At 67.1% G+C, this 18898-nt stretch carries 14 protein-coding genes; 3 read left to right on the top strand and 11 right to left on the bottom strand.

Annotation, left to right across the window (positions count from 1 at the left end):
- Positions 1 to 182 precede the first annotated feature (182 nt).
- From QNN99_RS06325 to QNN99_RS06285, 9 genes are all read right to left on the bottom strand, one after another.
- Positions 183 to 2765 carry a ComEC/Rec2 family competence protein gene (locus tag QNN99_RS06325; RefSeq protein ID WP_229965787.1) on the bottom strand — a complete coding sequence of 861 codons (2583 nt, stop codon included), beginning with the start codon at positions 2763 to 2765 and terminating at the stop codon, positions 183 to 185.
- 501 nt (positions 2766 to 3266) lie between these two features.
- Positions 3267 to 4253, bottom strand: a complete 987-nt coding sequence (locus QNN99_RS06320; RefSeq protein ID WP_229965589.1) for a helix-hairpin-helix domain-containing protein — start codon at positions 4251 to 4253, stop codon at positions 3267 to 3269.
- A gap of 142 nt (positions 4254 to 4395) precedes the next feature.
- The gene (locus QNN99_RS06315) at positions 4396 to 5433 is read right to left on the bottom strand and encodes a DegV family protein (RefSeq protein ID WP_229965588.1); all 1038 of its coding nucleotides are present in this window, start codon (positions 5431 to 5433) and stop codon (positions 4396 to 4398) included.
- A gap of 59 nt (positions 5434 to 5492) precedes the next feature.
- Positions 5493 to 7991, bottom strand: coding sequence for a leucine--tRNA ligase (leuS, locus tag QNN99_RS06310; protein ID WP_442860487.1), 2499 nt, complete (start codon positions 7989 to 7991; stop codon positions 5493 to 5495).
- Between the two features lie 333 nt (positions 7992 to 8324).
- Positions 8325 to 9323: an SDR family oxidoreductase gene (locus QNN99_RS06305; RefSeq protein ID WP_229965587.1), complete on the bottom strand. Its 999-nt coding sequence runs from the start codon at positions 9321 to 9323 to the stop codon at positions 8325 to 8327.
- Positions 9320 to 10270: a bile acid:sodium symporter family protein gene (locus QNN99_RS06300; protein ID WP_229965585.1), complete on the bottom strand. Its 951-nt coding sequence runs from the start codon at positions 10268 to 10270 to the stop codon at positions 9320 to 9322. The genes QNN99_RS06305 and QNN99_RS06300 overlap by 4 nt, the downstream gene beginning before the upstream one ends.
- On the bottom strand, positions 10260 to 11633 hold the full coding sequence (locus tag QNN99_RS06295; protein WP_229965583.1) for a flavin-containing monooxygenase: 1374 nt from the start codon (positions 11631 to 11633) through the stop codon (positions 10260 to 10262). The genes QNN99_RS06300 and QNN99_RS06295 overlap by 11 nt, the downstream gene beginning before the upstream one ends.
- 197 nt (positions 11634 to 11830) lie before the next feature.
- On the bottom strand, positions 11831 to 13351 hold the full coding sequence (gene glpK, locus QNN99_RS06290) for a glycerol kinase GlpK (RefSeq protein WP_229965581.1): 1521 nt from the start codon (positions 13349 to 13351) through the stop codon (positions 11831 to 11833).
- A gap of 64 nt (positions 13352 to 13415) precedes the next feature.
- Complete coding sequence (locus QNN99_RS06285; protein ID WP_229965785.1) at positions 13416 to 14153, bottom strand: MIP/aquaporin family protein; 738 nt, start codon at positions 14151 to 14153, stop codon at positions 13416 to 13418.
- Positions 14154 to 14434: 281 nt separating this feature from the next.
- Here QNN99_RS06285 and QNN99_RS06280 point away from each other — a divergent pair, with 281 nt between their 5' ends.
- Genes QNN99_RS06280 through QNN99_RS06270 form a run of 3 tightly spaced genes read left to right on the top strand, consistent with a single transcriptional unit; the run spans position 14435 to position 17348 of the window.
- Positions 14435 to 15271: an aldo/keto reductase gene (locus QNN99_RS06280; RefSeq protein WP_229965579.1), complete on the top strand. Its 837-nt coding sequence runs from the start codon at positions 14435 to 14437 to the stop codon at positions 15269 to 15271.
- Positions 15271 to 16233 carry an alpha/beta fold hydrolase gene (locus tag QNN99_RS06275; protein WP_229965578.1) on the top strand — a complete coding sequence of 321 codons (963 nt, stop codon included), beginning with the start codon at positions 15271 to 15273 and terminating at the stop codon, positions 16231 to 16233. Before QNN99_RS06280 ends, QNN99_RS06275 begins: the two co-directional genes overlap by 1 nt.
- Positions 16234 to 16235: 2 nt before the next feature.
- Positions 16236 to 17348: a glycosyltransferase family 4 protein gene (locus tag QNN99_RS06270; protein WP_229965784.1), complete on the top strand. Its 1113-nt coding sequence runs from the start codon at positions 16236 to 16238 to the stop codon at positions 17346 to 17348.
- On the opposite strand, the gene QNN99_RS06265 is transcribed toward QNN99_RS06270, so the two are convergent.
- Positions 17345 to 18364, bottom strand: coding sequence for an NADP-dependent oxidoreductase (locus QNN99_RS06265; protein WP_229965576.1), 1020 nt, complete (start codon positions 18362 to 18364; stop codon positions 17345 to 17347). The genes QNN99_RS06270 and QNN99_RS06265 overlap by 4 nt on opposite strands.
- Before the next feature lie 39 nt (positions 18365 to 18403).
- A complete protein-coding gene (locus QNN99_RS06260; RefSeq protein ID WP_229965574.1) occupies positions 18404 to 18856 on the bottom strand; it encodes a MarR family winged helix-turn-helix transcriptional regulator in 453 nt (150 codons plus the stop codon).
- Between the last annotated feature and the right edge of the window lie 42 nt (positions 18857 to 18898).

The following is an 18898-nucleotide window of genomic DNA, read 5'->3' as shown; positions in this document are numbered from 1 at the left end:
CCTTCATCTGGCATCGGGAGGCCCGGCAAGGCGTTGGGCTTCGCCTCATTGCCCAAGTGGCGTATGGGAGACCCCTTCTCGGCCCGAACGGACTCATCATCATGGATCAATGAGGCCATGCCACACCAGGAAGCAGAGCGCCCCGTTTTAGTGAAACCACCTTTCAGCCGCCGTGACCATTCTCATCCGCGAAGTGCACGGCGAACGAGCCGCCTAACCTTCACAGTTGTGCCGTCCGTTTGAAGGACGATCGAACCCAGCAGATCGGTGCGGGCCACGGCGGTGCCGGCCCGTTCCAGGGCGGAAAGAATCGCCGGGCCGGGGTGTCCGTAGTCGTTGTCGGCTCCAACCGAGATCAGTGCAAGACTCGGCCGAAGTTCTTCGATCAGCTGCGTACCGCCGTTCCGGGCTCCGTGATGGGGGACCTTGAGCACATCCACGCCGTCCGCTGCAAGCCACGCATGCCGGGACAACACCGCGGCTGCGGCCTCCTGCTCGATGTCTCCGGTAAGCAGCAGGGTGAGCTGTGGCCTGCCGGGTTGCGTTTTCGAGTCCGGCTGGTCCTCCGCGCCGACCGTGATCAGAACAACGGCGCTGGCGTCATTCTCAGTGGCCTGCGCACCGTTCCCGGGAGGCCAGAGTACTTCCCACTGGAGTGTGCCGATCCTGGCGGCCATGCCCTCCGTGAGGTGGACCATCTCTGCACCGGCCCCTTCCAATTCCTCCCGCAGCGGTCCGGAAAGTTGCTGCTCCGCGGTGGAATAGGCGATGCGGTGCACCTGCCGGTCCCTCAGCACGCCAGCGGATCCTCCATAGTGGTCCAGATGCGCATGGGAGAGGATGAACAGGTCCACCGTTTCCACGCCCAGCCGATCCAGGCACCGGTCCATGACATCCGGATCGGGCCCGGCGTCGATCACCACAGCCCGGTTTGGACCTGTCCGCACCACCAGGCCGTCGCCCTGCCCCACGTCGCACGCTGCGGCCGTCCATCCCGGAGGGGCCGGTCCGGGCAGCATATAGGTCCAGGCGGCCGATGCTGCGGGCGGCAGCAGCAGAAGGAGGGCTGCTGCCGGTACCGTTTTCCGCCACCCCGTCGCGGCATCCCTCCCCGACTCCTCCCACGCCGCGTCCGGCCGCCGGTGGGTGCGGCCCGAGGCTCGACGCCCGGACAGCAGCCGACCCATCCGCCGTTTCTCGCCACCTGTCCGTTCCTCGCCACCCGTCCGTTCCTCTCTGCCCGGCCCCGCCCGCCAGAGAAGCCAGACGCCGGCACCGGCCGCGGCCGCCATGAGAAGGACTCCGGGTGCACCCGCCGGCCAGGGCAGCAGTGATCCCGGCAGCGTGCTGAAGGATCGGGCAACAAACGCGGTCCAAGCTGCTCCTGCCCCGGCTGCCAGCAGGAACGGGACCGCCAGCGCCGGAACAGTGGCCGCAAGGACGGCTGCTGCCATCCCGGCCACCGTCACCAGAGGTACTACTGGCGCAACTGCAACATTTGCCGGCAGCGAGAAAACCGGAACCTGAGGCTGCAGCAGCACAAGGACAGGAGAGCAAAAGAACTGCGCGGCCAGAGGCACGGCCAGGGCAGCAGCCAATGGCCAGGGCAGGCGCCGGGAGAGGAGCTCGGTCAGGCGAGGTCCCAGCAGGATCAGCCCGGCAGTCGCCAGTACGGAGAGGATGAAGGCGTAGCTGCCGCTCAGCCAGGGATCCACGGCCAGCAGGACGGTGATGGACAGGCACAGCAAGGCTGCCGGCAGCTTTCCCCGCCCCGTCAGCACTGCAAGCGTTCCCAGGCTGCCCATCACTGCCGCCCGCAGAACGCTGGCATCGGGCCTGACGACAAGGACGAATCCGAGCAGCGCCAGCACTCCGGCGGCTGCTGCAACGCTCCGCGGCAACCGCACCGAGCGGGCCAGCAGAAAGACGAAGGCGAGTAAAAATCCGCAGTTGGCCCCGGAGACCGCAACAATATGCGTTAGTCCGGTGTTTTTCATTGCAGTTTCCAATGACGCATCGAGGGTGCTCCGGTCCCCCAGGGCCATGCCCGGCAGCAGGCCCGCAGCATCCGTTCCCACGACACCGGAGTACTGGCCGGCAGCAGCGGCAAAAGTGGTTCGAATCCGGGCGGTCTGCCCATACCAGCCGCCGGCGGGTTCCACGCGAGGCTGCCCGTTTGCATACAGCACGGCCACGGAACGCTCTCCCGGCGCGGTCGCCTGCAGGTTCCCCGCCGCGCTGAACGTGTCACCCAGATGGATGCTCCCGTAGCCGCTGTTGCCAATCACCAGAACCGTTGCGGCGGATGTGAACCGCTGTCCCCCGCTGGTCGCTTCCTCGAGCACGGTCTCCACCAGGAATCGGGAGTCTCCGCTGAACTGGTCAGCAGCGACGGCCCGGGCATCGGTTACGGCGCGAAAGTCGCCGGTGACCGCCGCTCCGTCGGCGATGGCGGCGGCGACGGGACCGGCGGTGCGTTCCGCCAGGAGCGCCCCGGCGCAGACGGAGACCAGAGAAGCAGCCGCCAGCGGAACGGCAGCGGCCCGGGCCAAGGTCCTCAGCAGCGGCCAAGGTCGGCCGGGGCCGGCCCGCCTCACTGCGAACCTGCGCTTCTGCAGCAGGAAAGCCATCGCCACCACAATCAAGGCCGTGCCGGCCAGGCCGAAGCCGGCGGCCGTGGCCGACGCACCCTGGTCGGCACGCATTGCCAGGGCAGCCGCGATCCAGGCGGCGGCGGCCACCGGCACCAGACGCAACTCCAGCAATGGGTGTATCTGCAGGTCGGACGGGGCATCCGATGCCCGCGCCCGTACGCGAAGCCGGTGCAACAGCCGGGACGCGGGGCCGGAACCTGCGGCCCGTGAGGCTCCGGACGGCCCGGAGGTCCTGGCCGAGCCTGCAGTTTTGGATGAGCCTGCTGCAGTGGACGAGCCTGCGGCAGTGAAGGAGTCTGGTGAATTGGAGAAGTCTGCCGTATTGGCCGAGCCCGCAGTGACTGCCGGCAGCTGCCCCTGGACCGCAGCGGCCGTGTACCGATGCCACCGGCTGCCCCGGCGGACGGACCCCGGTTCATCGGGTTCACCGGGTTCACCCGGTTCAACGAGTCCCGGCTCACCCGGACCCGGTGCAACACGTCCCGGATCAACCGGACCCGGTGCAACACGTCCCGGCTCAACCAGTCCGGGCTCACCCGGACCAGACTCACCCGGCCCTTCCTCACCCGCACCCCTCGGAAAACTGCGTGCCGGTTTCGACATCTGCGGGCCTCAGACCGTGATCAGCGGCAGCAAGGCGGCCAGCATGGCTTCACCGATGCCGGGCACCGCATCAATGTCCTCCGGACGGGAGAAGCTGCCGTGGTCCTCGCGCCAGGCAATGATGCGTTCGGCAATAACAGGCCCAACCCGGGGCAGGGAATCGAGTTCCTGCAGCGAGGCAGTATTGATGTTGAGCAGCCCAGCCCCGCCGCCCGCTGCTGATCCAGATCCCGTCCCTGATCCACCGGTGCCGGTGCCGGCATCGGCCCCGCTGGCCGGTTCCTGCGGCGGCGGTACGGCAGCCTCTCCCACCCGGGGCACGACGACCATCATTCCGTCCTGCAACGGCGCCGCGAGATTCACGGCAGTGAGGTCTGCCTCCGGCATCACTCCGCCTGCGGCGTCCACCGCATCAGCGGTCCTGCTTCCGGACGGCACCCGCACCACGCCGGGATGCGTCACGGCCCCGGCGACGTGGATTACCAGCACTGACGGAACAGGAGATTGCCCTGGGGCACCATTGGCTGGATCACTGCGGGTGCCGACGTCCGCTCCGGAGCCCTGTTCGTCCTCCTGGTTCTGCCCGTGTGCCTGGTTTTGTCCCTGATCTTCGGTGCCGGATGTCTGGTCCTCGGCGCCCGAGCCGGAGCCTGAGCTGTCTGCAGCACCATCCCCGTCTGAACCGTCCGGATCCGACCCGTCCAGGTCGAGCTCGACGCTGCTGATTTCAGCAGGAGTGCCACCGCCTTTAAAAACCGCCAGGCCCGTGGCCACTCCGATCAGCAGGCAGACGGCAAGGACCGCGGCGCGAAAGGACAGGAGCCATCGCCGCGGCGGACCTGACGGGACCCCCGGGCCAGTGCCGATGCCATCGGAGGCTTCGGATATGCCGGGAGTTTTGGGGGCCTTCCCTGCTTCATCAGGGTGATCGTCTGTCAGCCACGATGCCGAAAGTCTCGGTGCGGAGGGTGCGGTGTCCCAGCGGTGTTCTGCCATGCCCTCACGCTAGGACGGCAGCGCACGGTGGGGGCGGGAACATTCATCGCTGTGAGTTATGTGCCCTGCCGTGTAGCCGCTGCGGAACCTGTGCAGGGCAGAACTGCAGGGTAGAACGAAGAGCACTCGGCCCAGTGCCGGATTATGCCGACGGGCGGCCCGGCCCGGTTCCGCCACCAGATCCCGGTCGAGTTCCAGCCTCAGGCCCGGCGCCGGGGCCCGCACCCGGTTCCGGCGGAGGCACCGGTGATTCTCCGGCTATCGCCACAGCCAGCACGCCCAGCCCGGCGTGGGCGGCCAGCACGGCGGGCAGCGAACAGATCATCAGTTCCACATCGGGCGAAACGTCGGTGATGGTCCCGGCCAGGCGCTCGGCTTCGCCCTCGTTGCCGAAGTGGTGCACGGCAACGCGCACCCGCCCGGTCCGGGCGGAAATGTCCTGCTGGACCAGTTCGGTCAGCCTCAGGAGGGCTCGCGGAGCGGAACGCACCCGCTCCAGCGGCACGATCCTGCCCTCACGCACCACCAGGATCGGCTTCACGGCGAACAGGGTGCCGATCCAGCCCGCGGCTGCCCCGACGCGGCCGCCGCGGCGCAGCTGTTCGAGGCTGGGAACGTAAAAAAGGATGGTGACGGAGCGGGCGGCCGCCCGGGCCGCCGCAGCCACAGACTCAACGGATCCGCCGTCGCGCGCGGTTTCCGCTGCGGCGACGACGGCGAAACCCAGGCCCATGGCCACGCTGGAGCTGTCGATGACGGTCACGGGAATGGCCGCCGAGCGCGCCGCGAGCCGGGCGGAATCCACAGTTCCGGACAGGTGGCCGGAGAGATGCAGTGACACCACCGACGAGCACCCGGCCGCAGCCAGCTCCGCGTAGGCGGCCTCAAACTGCCCCGGCGACGGACGCGAGGTCCGAACCTCGGAACCCTGGGCCAACGCCAAAGCGAGGGCACCGATCATGCGGTCGGTGCCCTCGCCGTAAATCTGATCGCCGATCATGACCGGCATGGAAACCACCCGCACCAGGTCAGTGACTGCTGCGGAAGCGGCCCAGTTTTCGGGCAGCGCGGCGGCGGAGTCAGTGACCACGCCGACCCGGGGCGCGGGGGCGGCTCCGGCTTCGCGGAGCCGCCCCCGTTTCGCTCGCTGGCTCAGCTTTTCCAGCCAGTCCGCGTTCATCTGTCCCCCGTGCCGCTTGCCCGTTGTTGCCTGCCTGGTCTGTCCGTCCGTGCGCCAGCCTACGCCGGAACGACGTTCACGAGCTTCGGCGCGCGCACGATGACGGTGCGGATTCCGCGCCCGTCGAGCGTCTTCTGCACCGCGTCCGAGGCCAGCGCCAGTTCGCGCAGGTCCTCTTCGCTGATGTTGGCGGGCACCTCGAGCCGGTCGCGGACCTTGCCCTGGACCTGGACGACGGCGGTGACCGTGTCCTGGACCAGCAGGGCTTCATCGACTGCCGGCCAGCCGGCGTTCGCCACCGAGGCCGGGCGGCCCAGCAGGGACCACAGGTCCTCGGCGGTGTACGGGGCGAACAGGCTCAGGATGATCGCCACGGTCTCGGCGGCCTCGCGGACCGCGGGATCCGCACCGCCGACGCCGGAGTCGATCGCCTTGCGGGTGGCGTTGACCAGTTCCATGGTCTTGGCCACGACCACGTTGAACTTGTTGTTCTCCAGCAGCTCGGTCGCGTCGGCAATGGTCCGGTGCGTCAGGGCGCGCAGCTTCTTGTCGCCGGCGGTGAAGTCGACGCCGGGTTCACTCGTCACGCCCTGGCCCAGGCGCCAGGCCCGTGCCAGGAACTTGGCCGAGCCCGACGGCGAGACGTCCGCCCAGTCGACGTCGTCCTCCGGCGGGGAGGCAAAGATCATCGTCAGGCGCACGGCGTCCACGCCGAACTTGTCCAGCTGCTGGCTCAGGTCCACGCCGTTGCCCAGCGACTTGGACATCGCCTTGCCGCCGTTGAGCACCTGGCCCTGGTTCAGCAGGGAGCTGAAGGGCTCGCTGGCTTCCAGCAGGCCCATGTCGTGGACCACCTTGGTGAAGAAGCGTGCGTAGAGCAGGTGCAGGATGGCGTGTTCCACGCCGCCGACGTACTGCCCCACCGGCATCCAGTTCTTGGCGGCCTCCGGGTCGAACGGTCCGTCGGTGTAGTGCGGGGAGACGAAGCGCATGAAGTACCAGGACGAGTCCACGAAGGTGTCCATGGTGTCGGTGTCGCGCTTGGCCGGGCCGTCGCACGTCGGGCAGGACACATTGACCCATTCATCCACCGACGCCAGCGGTGAGGTGCCCTTCGGGGCCAGTGCTTCGCCGCGCAGCCCGGTGGGCAGCGTAACGGGCAGCTGGGCATCCGGTACCGGAACCTCGCCGCAGGTTTCGCAGTGAATGATCGGGATCGGGGTGCCCCAGAAACGCTGGCGGGACAGCAGCCAGTCACGCAGCCGGAAGTTGACGAACTTCTCGCCGGTGCCCTGCTCCTCGAGCATGGAAATAGCGGCCGGGATGGCTTCGGACTTGGGCAGGCCGTCCAGGGTTCCGGAGTTGATCAGGGTGCCCTCGCCGGTGGTGGCGGTGCCGGAGACTGACGGATCCTCCTCCCCGGTGTCCAGGACCGGGCGGACCGGCAGGTCGAAGGTCTTGGCGAAGTCCAGGTCGCGCTGGTCGTGCGCGGGCACGGCCATGATTGCGCCGGTGCCGTAGTCTGCCAGCACATAGTCAGCGGCCCAGACCGGCAGCTTCTCGCCGGTGAGCGGGTTCACGGCGTAGCGGCCGGTGAAGACGCCGGTCTTGACGCGTTCGGTGGACTGGCGCTCGATGTCGGAGAGGGCCTTGACCTGCTCGCGGTAGTCCAGCAGGGCGTCCATGTGCTCGTCGGTGGTCAGCTCCACGGCCAGCGGCGCGTCCGCGGCGACGACGAAGAACGTTGCCCCGTACAGGGTGTCCGGGCGGGTGGTGAAGACGGTGACCTGCTCGGCGGGCTTGTCGCCGTCGGCCTCGATGTTGAACCGGACGTGCGCACCTTCGGAGCGGCCGATCCAGTTTTTCTGCATGGCCAGCACGCGCTCGGGCCAGTGGCCCTTGAGCTGGTCCATGTCATCGAGGAGGCGGTCGGCGTAGTCGGTGATCTTGAAGTACCACTGGTTCAGGGACTTCTTGGTGACCTGGGTGCCGCAGCGTTCGCAGGCGCCGTTGACGACCTGCTCGTTGGCCAGCACGGTCTGGTCCTTGGGGCACCAGTTGACCGGGGAGTTCTTCCGGTAGGCCAGGTTCCGCTCGTAGAAGCGCTTGAACAGCCACTGGGTCCAGCGGTAGTACTCGGGGTCCGAGGTCTGAATCCGGCGCGACCAGTCCACACTGATGGCGTAGCGCTTGAATGACGCCGCCTGGGTGTCGATGTTGCGGTAGGTCCAGTCGCTGGGGTGGGCGTTGTTCTTGATCGCCGCGTTTTCGGCGGGCAGGCCGAAGGAGTCCCAGCCGATCGGGTGCAGCACGTCGTATCCGAGCTGGCGCCAGTAGCGCGCGACGACGTCACCCATGGCGAACGCCTCGGCGTGGCCCATGTGCAGGTCGCCGGAGGGGTACGGGAACATGTCCAGCACGTAGCGGCGTTCCTTGGAACCGTCGTCGGCGGGCTTGAACACGCCGAGCTCATCCCAGACCGCCGGCCACTTCTGCTCGATGTCCGCAAAACTGTAGACGGCCTCTTCAGACTCATCCGTCTGTGACTGCGTACTCACTGTTGTCGCCTCTGTCCTCAAAGAAATCCTGTTGATCCGCGGTTGCCGGTCCGTGCCGGTCCCGCCGCTTAAAACTCAAGTTCCTGACGCTCTCCCCCAGACACACAAAAGCCCCTCGGCAAGCAAGGGGCTTGGCCGCGCACGGACGGTGCGCGGCTACCTAAGGAGGAGGGAAACGTTCATCTTTCCACTTTACAACAGCACCGCCCGTACACCAGCCGAACCGCGGGCGGCGAAGCGGCGGGCCGCAGGCAAAAGGTACGACGACGGCGGCAGCTGTCCTGCATGTGCCGGATCCTTCGCCTTGCGTATCTTTGCGGGGCGTCCGTGCGTCTACCGGATAGGACGCCCTGGGGCAGTTACTGCTTGCCCTGCCGCCGCGGCGGCATCCCGGGCGGCACGGAAGGCCAGGAACGCCTCGCGGCTGGTGTACGTGGGGGCAAAGCCGAAGTCTTCCTTCAAGGCCGTGTTGTCCAGCACCGGGCGGTAGCGCAGGAACCGCAGTTGTTCCGGTCCGTGCACGGTCAGCTTCAGCCGGCGCCCCAGCCACAGGGCCGCCGCCAGCACCGGGCCGGGAACCGTGAGCGTCCCCCGGCCCAGCAGTGCGGCGATCTCGCGGACGGTCAGGGCGCCGTCGCCTGCCACATTGAAGATGCCGCTGCGCCCGGTCACCACGGCGCGGACCATGGCGTCGGCGACGTCGGTGTCCCAGGCAAAGACAAACGGGGACTCACTGCCCGCAACCCGCAGCAGCCGCGGCGCATCGAACAGTGCGGTGATCTGGTTGCGGACCTGCTCCCCCAGGATGGTGCCGATGCGGAAGATCGTCTGTTTCAGCTCCGGATGCTCCTGCCGGCAGCGGGCCAGCTCCTCCTCGACCAGGCGCTTGTGGCGGCTGTAGGCAAACTCGTCGTTGCCGCGCAGCGGATCGTTTTCCCGCAGCCACGCCGGGTTGTCGGGGTGGTAGCCGTAGGCCGCTCCGGAGGAGGAAATGACCACATGATTTACCCCCGCGTCGATGCAGGCCGCCAGCACGTTCCGGGAACCGGTCACATCCACCCTGAACTCCTGTTCGCGGGTGGTGTCCTTGCCCGGATTCACGATCGCCGCCAGATGCACCACGGTATCGATCCGGTGCTCCGCCAGCAGCCGGCCCACGTCGGGGGAACAAACATCGGCCAGGGCGTAGTGAACACCGTCAAGGCGGCGTTCGGCGGCGGGTTCCCGGATGTCCAGGGACAGGACGTGGGAAATCTTCGGATGCTCCAGCAGCTTGGCCACCACCGCGCTGCCGAGGAAGCCGTTGCCGCCGGTGACGCAGACCCGGCTCACGCGGTTCCCTCCCGGGCTGTGGTGCCGGCAGCACCGCCAGCGCGGACGGCTTTCCGGGCATCCCGCCGCCGCCACCAGGTGGCCAGCAGCAGGCCGGCCAGAATGTCCCAGATCCCCCACCAGGCGGCAATCATGGCCATGCCGCCCAGCCCGGCGAAGAAGGTGAGGGTCAGGCCCAGCCCCAGCCCGGTGTTCCGGGCCCCCACCTCGAAGGCGAAGGCCCTGCGGTCCGGCTCCCCCAGCCGGGCTGCGGCGGCTGTCCAGTAACCGACGGCCAGGGCCACGGCGTCATGCAGCAGCACCACCAGGAAGATGGTGCCGAGGTGCTCGCGCAGCGGTCCCAGGTTGCTGGCCGTGCCGGAGACGATGAACACCAGCAGCGCTACCAGGCCCACCCGCTGCACCCACGGCAGGGCCTTGGCGGTCAGGGCGGGGAACCGACGGGCCAGCGGCATGCCCACGGCAAAGGGAACCCCGATGATCAGCAGCACCTGGACCAGCATCTCTGTGCGGTTCAGGGAAAAGTCCCGCATCAGGGCGTCAGTGGCCGGGTTCAGCGACGCCCAGAGCGCCACATTCAGCGGCATGACCACGATGGCCACCAGGTTGGATACCGCGGTCATCGACGCTGACAAGGCAACATTGCCTCCGGCCCGGTGGGTCAGCACATTGGAGATTCCGCCCGGCGGGCAGCACGCCACCAGGATCATGCCCAGCGCGATCGAGGCTGGAACCTTCAGCAGCAGGGCAAGCCCGACGGTGACGGCGGGCAGGAGCAGGTATTGGGCGCCGATGCCCAGCACCACCGCCTTGGGATGGCGGGCAACGGTTCGGAAGTCAGACGGGCGGACCTCCAGGGCGATTCCGAGAATGATCAGGGCCAGGACCGCGTTCAGGACGATCAGCGAGGCTGGGGTGAAGCTCAGTACGACGTCGTCAATGGGCATCCGCGCCCACCTCCTGCCGCGCCGGCGCCCCATTTGACCCGCCGGGGTGGTCCGGCGGGTCAAGGAGCGCCAGGTGGGCGGCCAATTGGGCCCGGTAGGCATCCTTGTTGACGTAGTAGCTCATCCGGTCCAGCCCAAGGTACTTGTAGCCGCCGGTCATGTCAGGTGACGGTCCGGCCAGGGCCTTCCGGAACCCGGCCGCGCGCTGGGGCGCACGGGCCTGCGCGGCGAGGTAGGCGGCTGCGAGTTCGGCCTGCCGGTAGCGGCCCTCCCAGCCCAGCCCGGAGGCTTCCACCATGCCCACCACCATCAGGTTTTCCGCCTGCCGGCTGAACATGTTCAGGTACAGCGACGGCGACGGGCCGGTCCAGCCCAGCTGGGCCCGATCCAGGAAGGGGTAGGAAAGGACGTAGCCGGTGGACAGCAGCACGAGGTCGTAGTCTCCGGAAGTGCCGTCGCGAAAGTGCACTGTGTGACCGTCGAGCCGGGAAACGTCCGGCATGACCCGGAGGTCGCCGTGGCCCAGGTGGTGCAGGATCAGCGAGTTGACCACCGGATGCGATTCGTAGATCCGGTAGCCCGGGTCGGGGAAGCCAAAGCGGCGGGGGTCGCCGGTGAACATCCGCAGCAGCCGCTTGTCGATGAACTGCTTCAGCGGCCGGGGCAGCGGACGGCCCCGGTTCAGTGTGTCGGCGGGCCGGCCGAAAATGTACTTCGGGATGAAGTAGTACCCGCGGCGGACGCTGATGTCCACGGCCGCGGCATGGTGCACGGCGTCCACGGCAATGTCGCAGCCGCTGTTGCCCGCACCCACGACCAGAACGCGTTTGCCGGCCAGCTCGGCGGGGTTTTTATAGTGCGCCGAGTGCAGGATCTCGCCGGCAAAGGTGCCCGGAAACTCGGGCACGAAAGGAGTGTGCAGCGTGCCGGTGGCCACAATCACTGCCCTGAACCTGGCGCTGCCCTCCCCGTCCGCGCTGCGCCAGGACACCTGCCAGCCGCCGTCGTCCTCCGTGGCGCAGGTGATCTGCGTCCCGAACCGGATGGAGCCGCGCAGCCCGAAATGGTCCGCGTACCCGCGGAAGTACTCCCGCAGGTGCCGGTGCCCGGGATAGTCCGGGGTGCCCGCGGGCATCGGATATTCCGCGAACTCGGTGGTGGTTCTTGACGAAATGAGATGGGCGGATTCATATACGGTGCTGGACGGATTCTCGATGTTCCAGAGTCCGCCCACATCGGTGTGCTGTTCAAAGCCGACAAAATCCAGCCCCCGGCGGGACAGCGCCCGCATGGCCGCCAACCCGCTGGGTCCTGCTCCGATGACCACCACCGGCAGTCCCCCGCGTCCTGCCGTAGGTTCCAACACTCATTCCCGCTTTCGTGACCTGCATCACCTTTGATGCTGCCAGCACGCTACGACAAAGGGCAGGAAGGGTCAAACACCGCCCCCGGCCGGTTGCCGCCGGGTTCTGCGCGCGGACGACGAAGGGCCCCGGCGAAAATTCGCCGGGGCACTTCAGTCCTGCCGCTGCAGCAGTCCTACCGCTTAAGCAAAAGCGCTTACAGCACGTCCTCGTCGACCCAGTCGAAGGTCTTCGTTACGGCCTTGGACCACAGCCGCATCTGACGGTCACGCTCGCTGACCTCCATCTGCGGAGTCCAGCGGGTATCTTCGGCCCACTTCATGGCCAGCTCATCGGTGTCGTTCCAATAGCCCACGGCCAGTCCGGCTGCATACGCGGCACCCAGGGCCGTGGTCTCGACGATCTTGGGGCGGACCACGTCCACGCCGAGGATGTCCGCCTGGAACTGCATGAGCGCCTCGTTGGCGACCATGCCGCCGTCGACCCGCAGCTCGGTGAGCGGCACGCCGGAGTCGGCATTGACGGCGTCGAGCACCTCGCGCGTCTGGAAGGCGGTGGCCTCCAGCGCGGCGCGGGCGATGTGGTTCTTGTTGACGAACCGGGTCAGGCCCACGATCGCGCCGCGGGCGTCGGAACGCCAGTGCGGAGCGAACAGTCCGGAGAAGGCCGGCACAATGTACACGCCGCCGTTGTCCGTGACCTCGGTGGCGAGGGTTTCGATCTCCGCGGCACTCTGGATCATGCCCAGGTTGTCGCGCAGCCACTGGACCAGCGAACCGGTGACGGCAATTGAGCCTTCCAGTGCGTAGACCGGCTTGGCATCGCCCAGCTGGTACGCCACGGTGGTGATCAGGCCGTTCTCGGAGCGGACGATCTCCTCACCGGTGTTGAAGATCAGGAAGCAGCCGGTGCCGTAGGTGTTCTTGGCAGCACCCTGGCTGAAGGCAGCCTGGCCGAAGGTGGCGGCCTGCTGGTCGCCCAGGATTCCGGCGACGGGGGTTTCGCGCAGGAGCTGCGCGCCGTGGACGGTGCCGTACACCTCGGAGGAGGACTTGATCTCCGGCATCATGGACATCGGCACGCCGAAGTCCTTGAGGATTTCCTCGTCCCAGGTCAGGGTCTCAAGGTTCATGAACAGGGTGCGCGAAGCGTTGGTCACATCGGTGATGTGGACACCGTTTTCCGTGCCACCGGTGAGGTTCCAGACAATCCAGGAGTCGGTGTTGCCGAAGAGCAGGTCTCCGGCCTCGGCGCGCTCACGTGCGCCTTCCACGTTGTCCAGGATCCATTTGATCTTGGTGCCGGAGAAGTAGGTGGCCAGCGGCAGACCCACCCGTTCCTTATAGCGGTCCAGGCCGCCGTCCTTCGCCATTTCGTTCACCGTCGGCTGCGTGCGGGTGTCCTGCCAGACAATGGCGTTGTACACCGGCTTGCCCGTGGTCTTGTCCCAGACCACGGCGGTTTCGCGCTGGTTGGTGATGCCGACGGCGGCGATGTCGTGCCGCGTCAGGTTCGCCTTTGACAGCGCGGTTCCCACAACTTCCCGGACGTTTGTCCAGATTTCCTCGGGATCGTGCTCCACCCAGCCGGCACGCGGGAGGATCTGCTCATGTTCCTTCTGACCGGTCGAGACGATTTCGCCGTCGTGGTTGAACACGATGGCACGGCTGCTGGTGGTGCCCTGGTCAATGGCAATGATGTAGGTCGGGTCAGGCATGGTTGGCTCCTTTTACTGCTGGACGGACGGGAGAGCACGGGAACAAGCCGCCGTGCTGAGGGACTTAGACGACGGGCATCGGAATGCCGTTGAAGACCAGACCTGCCAGCGAGCCGCCGATGATGGGGCCGACAATCGGCACCCAGGCATAGGCCCAGTCGCTCTTGCCCTTGTTGGGGATGGGCAGCAGGGCATGGACGATGCGCGGGCCGAGGTCACGTGCGGGGTTGATGGCGTAGCCGGTCGGGCCGCCGAGGGAGGCACCGATCGCAAGCACCAGAAGGCCCACCGCGAGGGGGCCGAGCTCATTCGGGGTCCCGCCGAACGCGAGGATGACAAACACCAGCACAAAGGTGCCGATGACTTCAGTAACAACGTTCCAGCCGTAGGAGCGGATCGTCGGGCCGGTGGAAAACACGCCCAGGATGTTCGCCGCGTCGGGTTCATCGTCAAACTGCTTCTTGTACGCGAGCCAGGCCAGCACGGCCCCGAGCATTGCGCCCAGCAGCTGCCCGGCCAGATAGACCATGACTGAGGCGAAACTTGTTTCCACGCCGGGAGCCAGGTCTGAGCCGTTGAAGATCAGGCCCATGGTTACCGCGGGGTTAAGGTGAGCGCCGGACTGAACCGCCACGAAGACACCTGCGAAAACGCCAAGACCCCAGCCGAAGTTGACGAGAAGGAAGCCTCCGCCGTTGCCCTTCGTCTTACTCAACGCCACATTCGCGACCACGCCGCAACCAAGCAATATGAGTGTTGCCGTTCCTGCGAACTCACTGAGGAATACCTCACCGAGAGTCACCATTGACTTCTCCATCCTTCTGATCAGGTTTACCGGCTGATGTTTTAGTCGGTCTGAACAACTCTGTCATGACTCTGCCCCCCAACCAGACACGCCGGCATCGCCTGCGCACTGCCTACTTGCGCAGTATTGCGGTCTTGCACTAGGCAATCAAGGACTCCCCCGTAAACGCAGTTGGCGACCCGGAAAACGCAGGGATCTGCCGCCTCAACCCGGCCCCGGCGACCGGCGGACGGGCTCGGATTCAACCGCCGGGCGCCATCCTCGGTAGAGTCAACTGCATGGAACCAGCCCCCAAACTGACCCTCAATAACGGCGTTTACCTTGACCAGGTGGGCTATGGCACATACAAGGTCCCCGCCGCAGATGCAGCCGGCCTTGTCACCGACGCCCTCGCCGCCGGATACCGGCACATCGACACCGCTGCCCTGTACGGAAACGAGCAAGGTGTCGGCGAGGCTATCCGCACCTTCACGGCCTGCAGCGGCGTTCCCCGCAACGAGATTTTTCTCACGTCCAAGGTGTGGAATTCGGACCAGGGTTACGACCGAACGATGCAGGCGTTCGAGGATTCGATGGCCCGGCTGGGCCTGGACACCCTTGACCTGTACCTCATCCACTGGCCCTGCCCCGAGCGCCGGCTGTTCGTGGAGACCTATCGGGCGATGGAGGAGCTTTACCGTGAAGGCCGCGTGCGGGCCATCGGCGTATCCAACTTTCAGCCGGACCACTTGGCGCAGCTGATGGATGCCGCTGATGTCGTGCCGGCGGTCAACCAGGTCGAGCTGCATCCCTGGCTGCAGCAGCACCGGCTCCGCGTCGTGCACGCCGAGCTGGGCATATGCACGGTCGCTTGGAGCCCGCTGGGGCGCGGCGCCGTCCTGTCCGATCCGGTGATCACGGCCATCGCCGTCGAACTCGGGGTGTCTCCGGCACAGGTGATCCTGCGCTGGCAGGTGGAACAGGGAAACGTCGTGATTCCCAAGGCCAGTTCGCCCGGGCGCATGGCCGAGAACCTGGACGTCTTTTCCTTCAAGCTGACTGCGGGCCAGCGGGCCGCCATTGCCGGCCTGGACCGGAACCAGCGCTCGGGCTCGCATCCGGACGAGGTGAACTAGTGCGCACCAAGCCTGGAAACAGCACGGTATCCGGCGTAACGTTCGCCCGCCGCGCGGAGGAACGGACTTTTACCGTGGACGGCACGCTCCAGCGATGCTGGGATTTTGCCCCCGTGCCGGAGGGCTCCGGAGCCGCGAATCCGGACGGAGACGACGCCGCCGGCCGGGACGCGGCTCCGCCGATCTTCATGGTCCATGGCTTCCGCGGCGACCATCACGGACTGCTGCGGATTGTCGAGGCGCTGCCCGGACACCGCGTCCTGGTCCCCGATCTGCCCGGTTTCGGACGGGGCGAGCCGCTGCCGGGACCGCACGACGTCGGAGCCTACGCCGGGTTCGTGGCAGCGGCGCTGGAGGGCGGGGTCCCGGGCCTGGGGGCCGACACCGTTCTCCTCGGGCACTCCTTCGGCTCCATCATCGCCTCCAAGGCGGCGGCGGAACGCCCGGAACTGATCAGCGAACTGGTGCTGGTGAATCCCATCTGCGAGCCGGCGCTGGAAGGGCCCAAGGGCATCACCAGCAAAGCGGCCGAACTCTACTACCTGTCCGCGGCACGCTTGCCGGAGGGGCTGGGCATGGCCCTGCTGCAGCACCCGGCCATTGTGCGGGGCATGAGCATCTTCATGGCCAAGACCCGCGACCCGGCGCTGCGGCGCTGGATCCACGGCCAGCATCGGGCCTACTTCAGCGCGTTTGCCAACCGGGATGTCGTTCTGGATGCGTTCCGGGCCTCGATTTCCTCCACCGTCCGTGACACCGCCGCGCAGTTGGACATGCCGGTGCTGCTGATCGCCGCGGAACGCGACGACCTCGGATCAGTGGCCGGTCAACGGAAGCTCGCCGCACTGATTCCGGACGCGGAGCTGCACATCCTGCCCGGCGTCGGGCATCTGGTGCATTACGAGGCTCCCGCCGAAGCGGCGGCGCTGATCACCGATTTCCTGCAGCGGAGGCACCCGTGAGCCTGCGCATCGCAGTGGACGCCCGGTTCACCCGGACCGACCAGCACGACGGCATCAGCCGGTACGGCGCCTCCCTGATCGAGGCTCTCGCCGAAAATGGGGGCTCCGCTGAAAAGGCGCAGGTGCTGATGCTGATTTCCGACGAGCGGCAGCTGGCGCTGCTGCCGGATCTCCCCTGGGTCAAGCTCAACAGCCCCCTCTACCCCGCCGAGCTGCTGGTCGCCTTCCGCGTCAACCGGCTGGGCGCCGACGTCGTCGTCTCACCTATGCAGACCATGGGCAGCTGGGGGCGGAAGTATCCGCTGATCCTGACCCTGCATGACCTGATCTATTACTCGAATCCGACGCCGCCCGGTTTCCTGCCGCTGCCCGTGCGGGCTTTGTGGCGGCTCTATCACCTGGCGTACTGGCCGCAGCGGCGTCTGCTGAACCGGGCCGACGTCGTCGCCACCATCAGCGAAACCACCCGCTCGCTGATGGCCCGGCACCGGCTGACCAAACGTCCCGTGCGCATCGTCGGGAACGCGCCGCAGCCGGGCGCTACCGTCCGGAATCCTGCACAGGCGCCGGAAAAGACGCTGCTCTACATGGGCTCGTTCATGCCGTACAAAAACGTGGAAACAGTGGTGCGCGGCATGGCGCATCTGCCCGGCTACACGCTGCACCTGCTCAGCCGGATTTCCCCGGAACGGCGGCGCGAACTCGGCGCGCTGGTGCCTGACGGCAGCGAGGTGGTGTTCCACAACGGCGTTTCCGAAGAGGAATACGCGGAGCTGCTGCGCTCGGCCACCGCACTGGTGACGCTGTCCCGGGCGGAGGGCTACGGCCTGCCGATGATCGAGGCAATGGCAGCCGGCACCCCGGTGGTGGCCAGCGACATTCCGATCTTCCGCGAGGTCTCCGGCGGAGCGGCCCTGCTGACGGATCCGGACAGCCCGGAGGCGTTTGCCGCCGCTGTCCGCGAGCTGTCCGAGCCGGATCGCTGGCGCCGGATCTCCGAGGCGGGACTGCGCCGGGCGGCGGAGTATTCCTGGGAGACCTCGGCGGCCCAGCTGCTGGACGCTGCCGCCGAATCGGTGCGGCTGTTCGGGGAGCGCCGGCCGGCCTCCCGCTAGGCCTGCAGGGTCACGACCATCTTGCCCTTGTTGGCACCCTTCATCAGATCGATGAAGGCCTGAGGAGCATTCTCCAGCCCGTCGACGAAGGTCTCGTCGTAGCTGACCGTGCCTTCACTGAGCCAGCCGGACATCAGCGCTGCGAACTCATCCGCGTACTGGTTGTAGCTGCCGACGATAAAGCCGCGCAGGGTCAGTTCCTTGCCGATGGCCAGCGCCAGGTTGCGCGGTCCGGTGGGTGCCTCGGTGGTGTTGTACTGCGAGATGGCGCCGCACATGGCGATCCGGCCAAACTTGTTCATCACCGAGATGGCGGCTTCGAGGTGGTCGCCGCCCACGTTGTCGAAGTACACGTCGATGCCGTCGGCACCGGCTGCTTTTTTCAGTGATTCCTTGACCGGGCCGTCGTGGTAGTTGAACGCCTCGTCAAAACCGAGGTCCAGCAGGTGCCGGACCTTCTCATCGGAACCGGCGCTGCCAATGACCTTCTTGGCGCCCAGAGCCTTGGCGATCTGGCCGACCAGGGACCCGACGGCGCCGGCGGCACCCGAGACAAAGACGACGTCGCCTTCCTTGAATTCCGCCACCTTGGTCAGTCCGGCATAGGCGGTCAGCCCGGTCATGCCGAGCACCCCCAGGTAAGCCGTCGCCGGAGCCAGGGCCGTGTCGATGACCCGGGCACGCTTGCCGTCGAGCACGGCGTAGTCGCGCCAGCCCAGGCCGTGCAGCACGAAATCACCGGCACTGTGGTTTTCAGAGCGGGACTCGAGAACTTCACCGATCGCGCCGCCGTCCAGCGGTGCATCGACCTGGAAGGGCGGAACATAGGACTTCACATCATGCATGCGTCCGCGCATGTACGGGTCCACCGACATCCAGCGGTTGCGGACCAGGATTTGGCCGTCCTCGAGCTTTGGCACGGGCACCTCGGCAAGCCGGAAGTTCTCGTCGGTGGGCCAGCCCTCGGGGCGGGAGGCCAGCTGGATTTCGCGGCTGGTCTGAGGGGCGTTCGTCATGAAGTGCCTTCCTTTGTGGGCCCGGAGGCCCGGTGGGGATTAAAGATTGTCTCTGGTGGGCGTCCGTGCCGCTGCCTGCAGCGCCCCGGTCACCTTGGCGAGTGTCTCCTGCAGCGCCTGCAGCTCTTCCGGTTCCAGTCCCGCGGCTTCGGCAATCCGCTGCGGCAGCGGCAGCGCCTGCTCCTGCAGGGCGCGGCCCTCGTCCGTCAGATGAACCTCAACGCGGCGTTCGTCGGCGGCGGAGCGGTTCCGGCGCACCCAGCCGGCGGCTTCAAGGCGCTTGAGCAGGGGCGAGAGGGTGCCGGAATCGAGCTCCAGCGAGCGGCCCAGGTCCCGGACGCTGGCACCGTCGTTCTCCCACAGGACCGTCATCACGAGGTACTGCGGATAGGTCAGGCCCAGCTGATCCAGCAGCGGCCGGTACACGGCGGTCGCCGCGCGGGACGCCGTGTACAGCGAGAAGCAGACCTGGCGGTGGAGGGAATCACTCATGCCCCGACGTTAGCTCACAATTTAGTTGTACACAACCGATCG

Source organism: Arthrobacter sp. zg.Y820, from assembly GCF_030125555.1.
Lineage (GTDB): Bacteria > Actinomycetota > Actinomycetes > Actinomycetales > Micrococcaceae > Arthrobacter_B.
The sequence above is the reverse complement of the archived record's forward strand: the minus strand, read 5'-3'. Positions and strand labels throughout refer to the sequence as shown.

What these genes read in the sequence shown, in the direction of transcription:
- QNN99_RS06320 (WP_229965589.1), bottom strand. Translation starts at nt 4,253, where the DNA reads ATGGCAGAACACCGCTGGGACACCGCACCCTCCGCACCGAGACTTTCG.
- QNN99_RS06315 (WP_229965588.1), bottom strand. Translation starts at nt 5,433, where the DNA reads ATGAACGCGGACTGGCTGGAAAAGCTGAGCCAGCGAGCGAAACGGGGG.
- QNN99_RS06300 (WP_229965585.1), bottom strand. Translation starts at nt 10,270, where the DNA reads ATGCCCATTGACGACGTCGTACTGAGCTTCACCCCAGCCTCGCTGATC.
- glpK (WP_229965581.1), bottom strand. Translation starts at nt 13,351, where the DNA reads ATGCCTGACCCGACCTACATCATTGCCATTGACCAGGGCACCACCAGC.
- QNN99_RS06280 (WP_229965579.1), top strand. Translation starts at nt 14,435, where the DNA reads ATGGAACCAGCCCCCAAACTGACCCTCAATAACGGCGTTTACCTTGAC.
- QNN99_RS06265 (WP_229965576.1), bottom strand. Translation starts at nt 18,364, where the DNA reads ATGACGAACGCCCCTCAGACCAGCCGCGAAATCCAGCTGGCCTCCCGC.
- QNN99_RS06260 (WP_229965574.1), bottom strand. Translation starts at nt 18,856, where the DNA reads ATGAGTGATTCCCTCCACCGCCAGGTCTGCTTCTCGCTGTACACGGCG.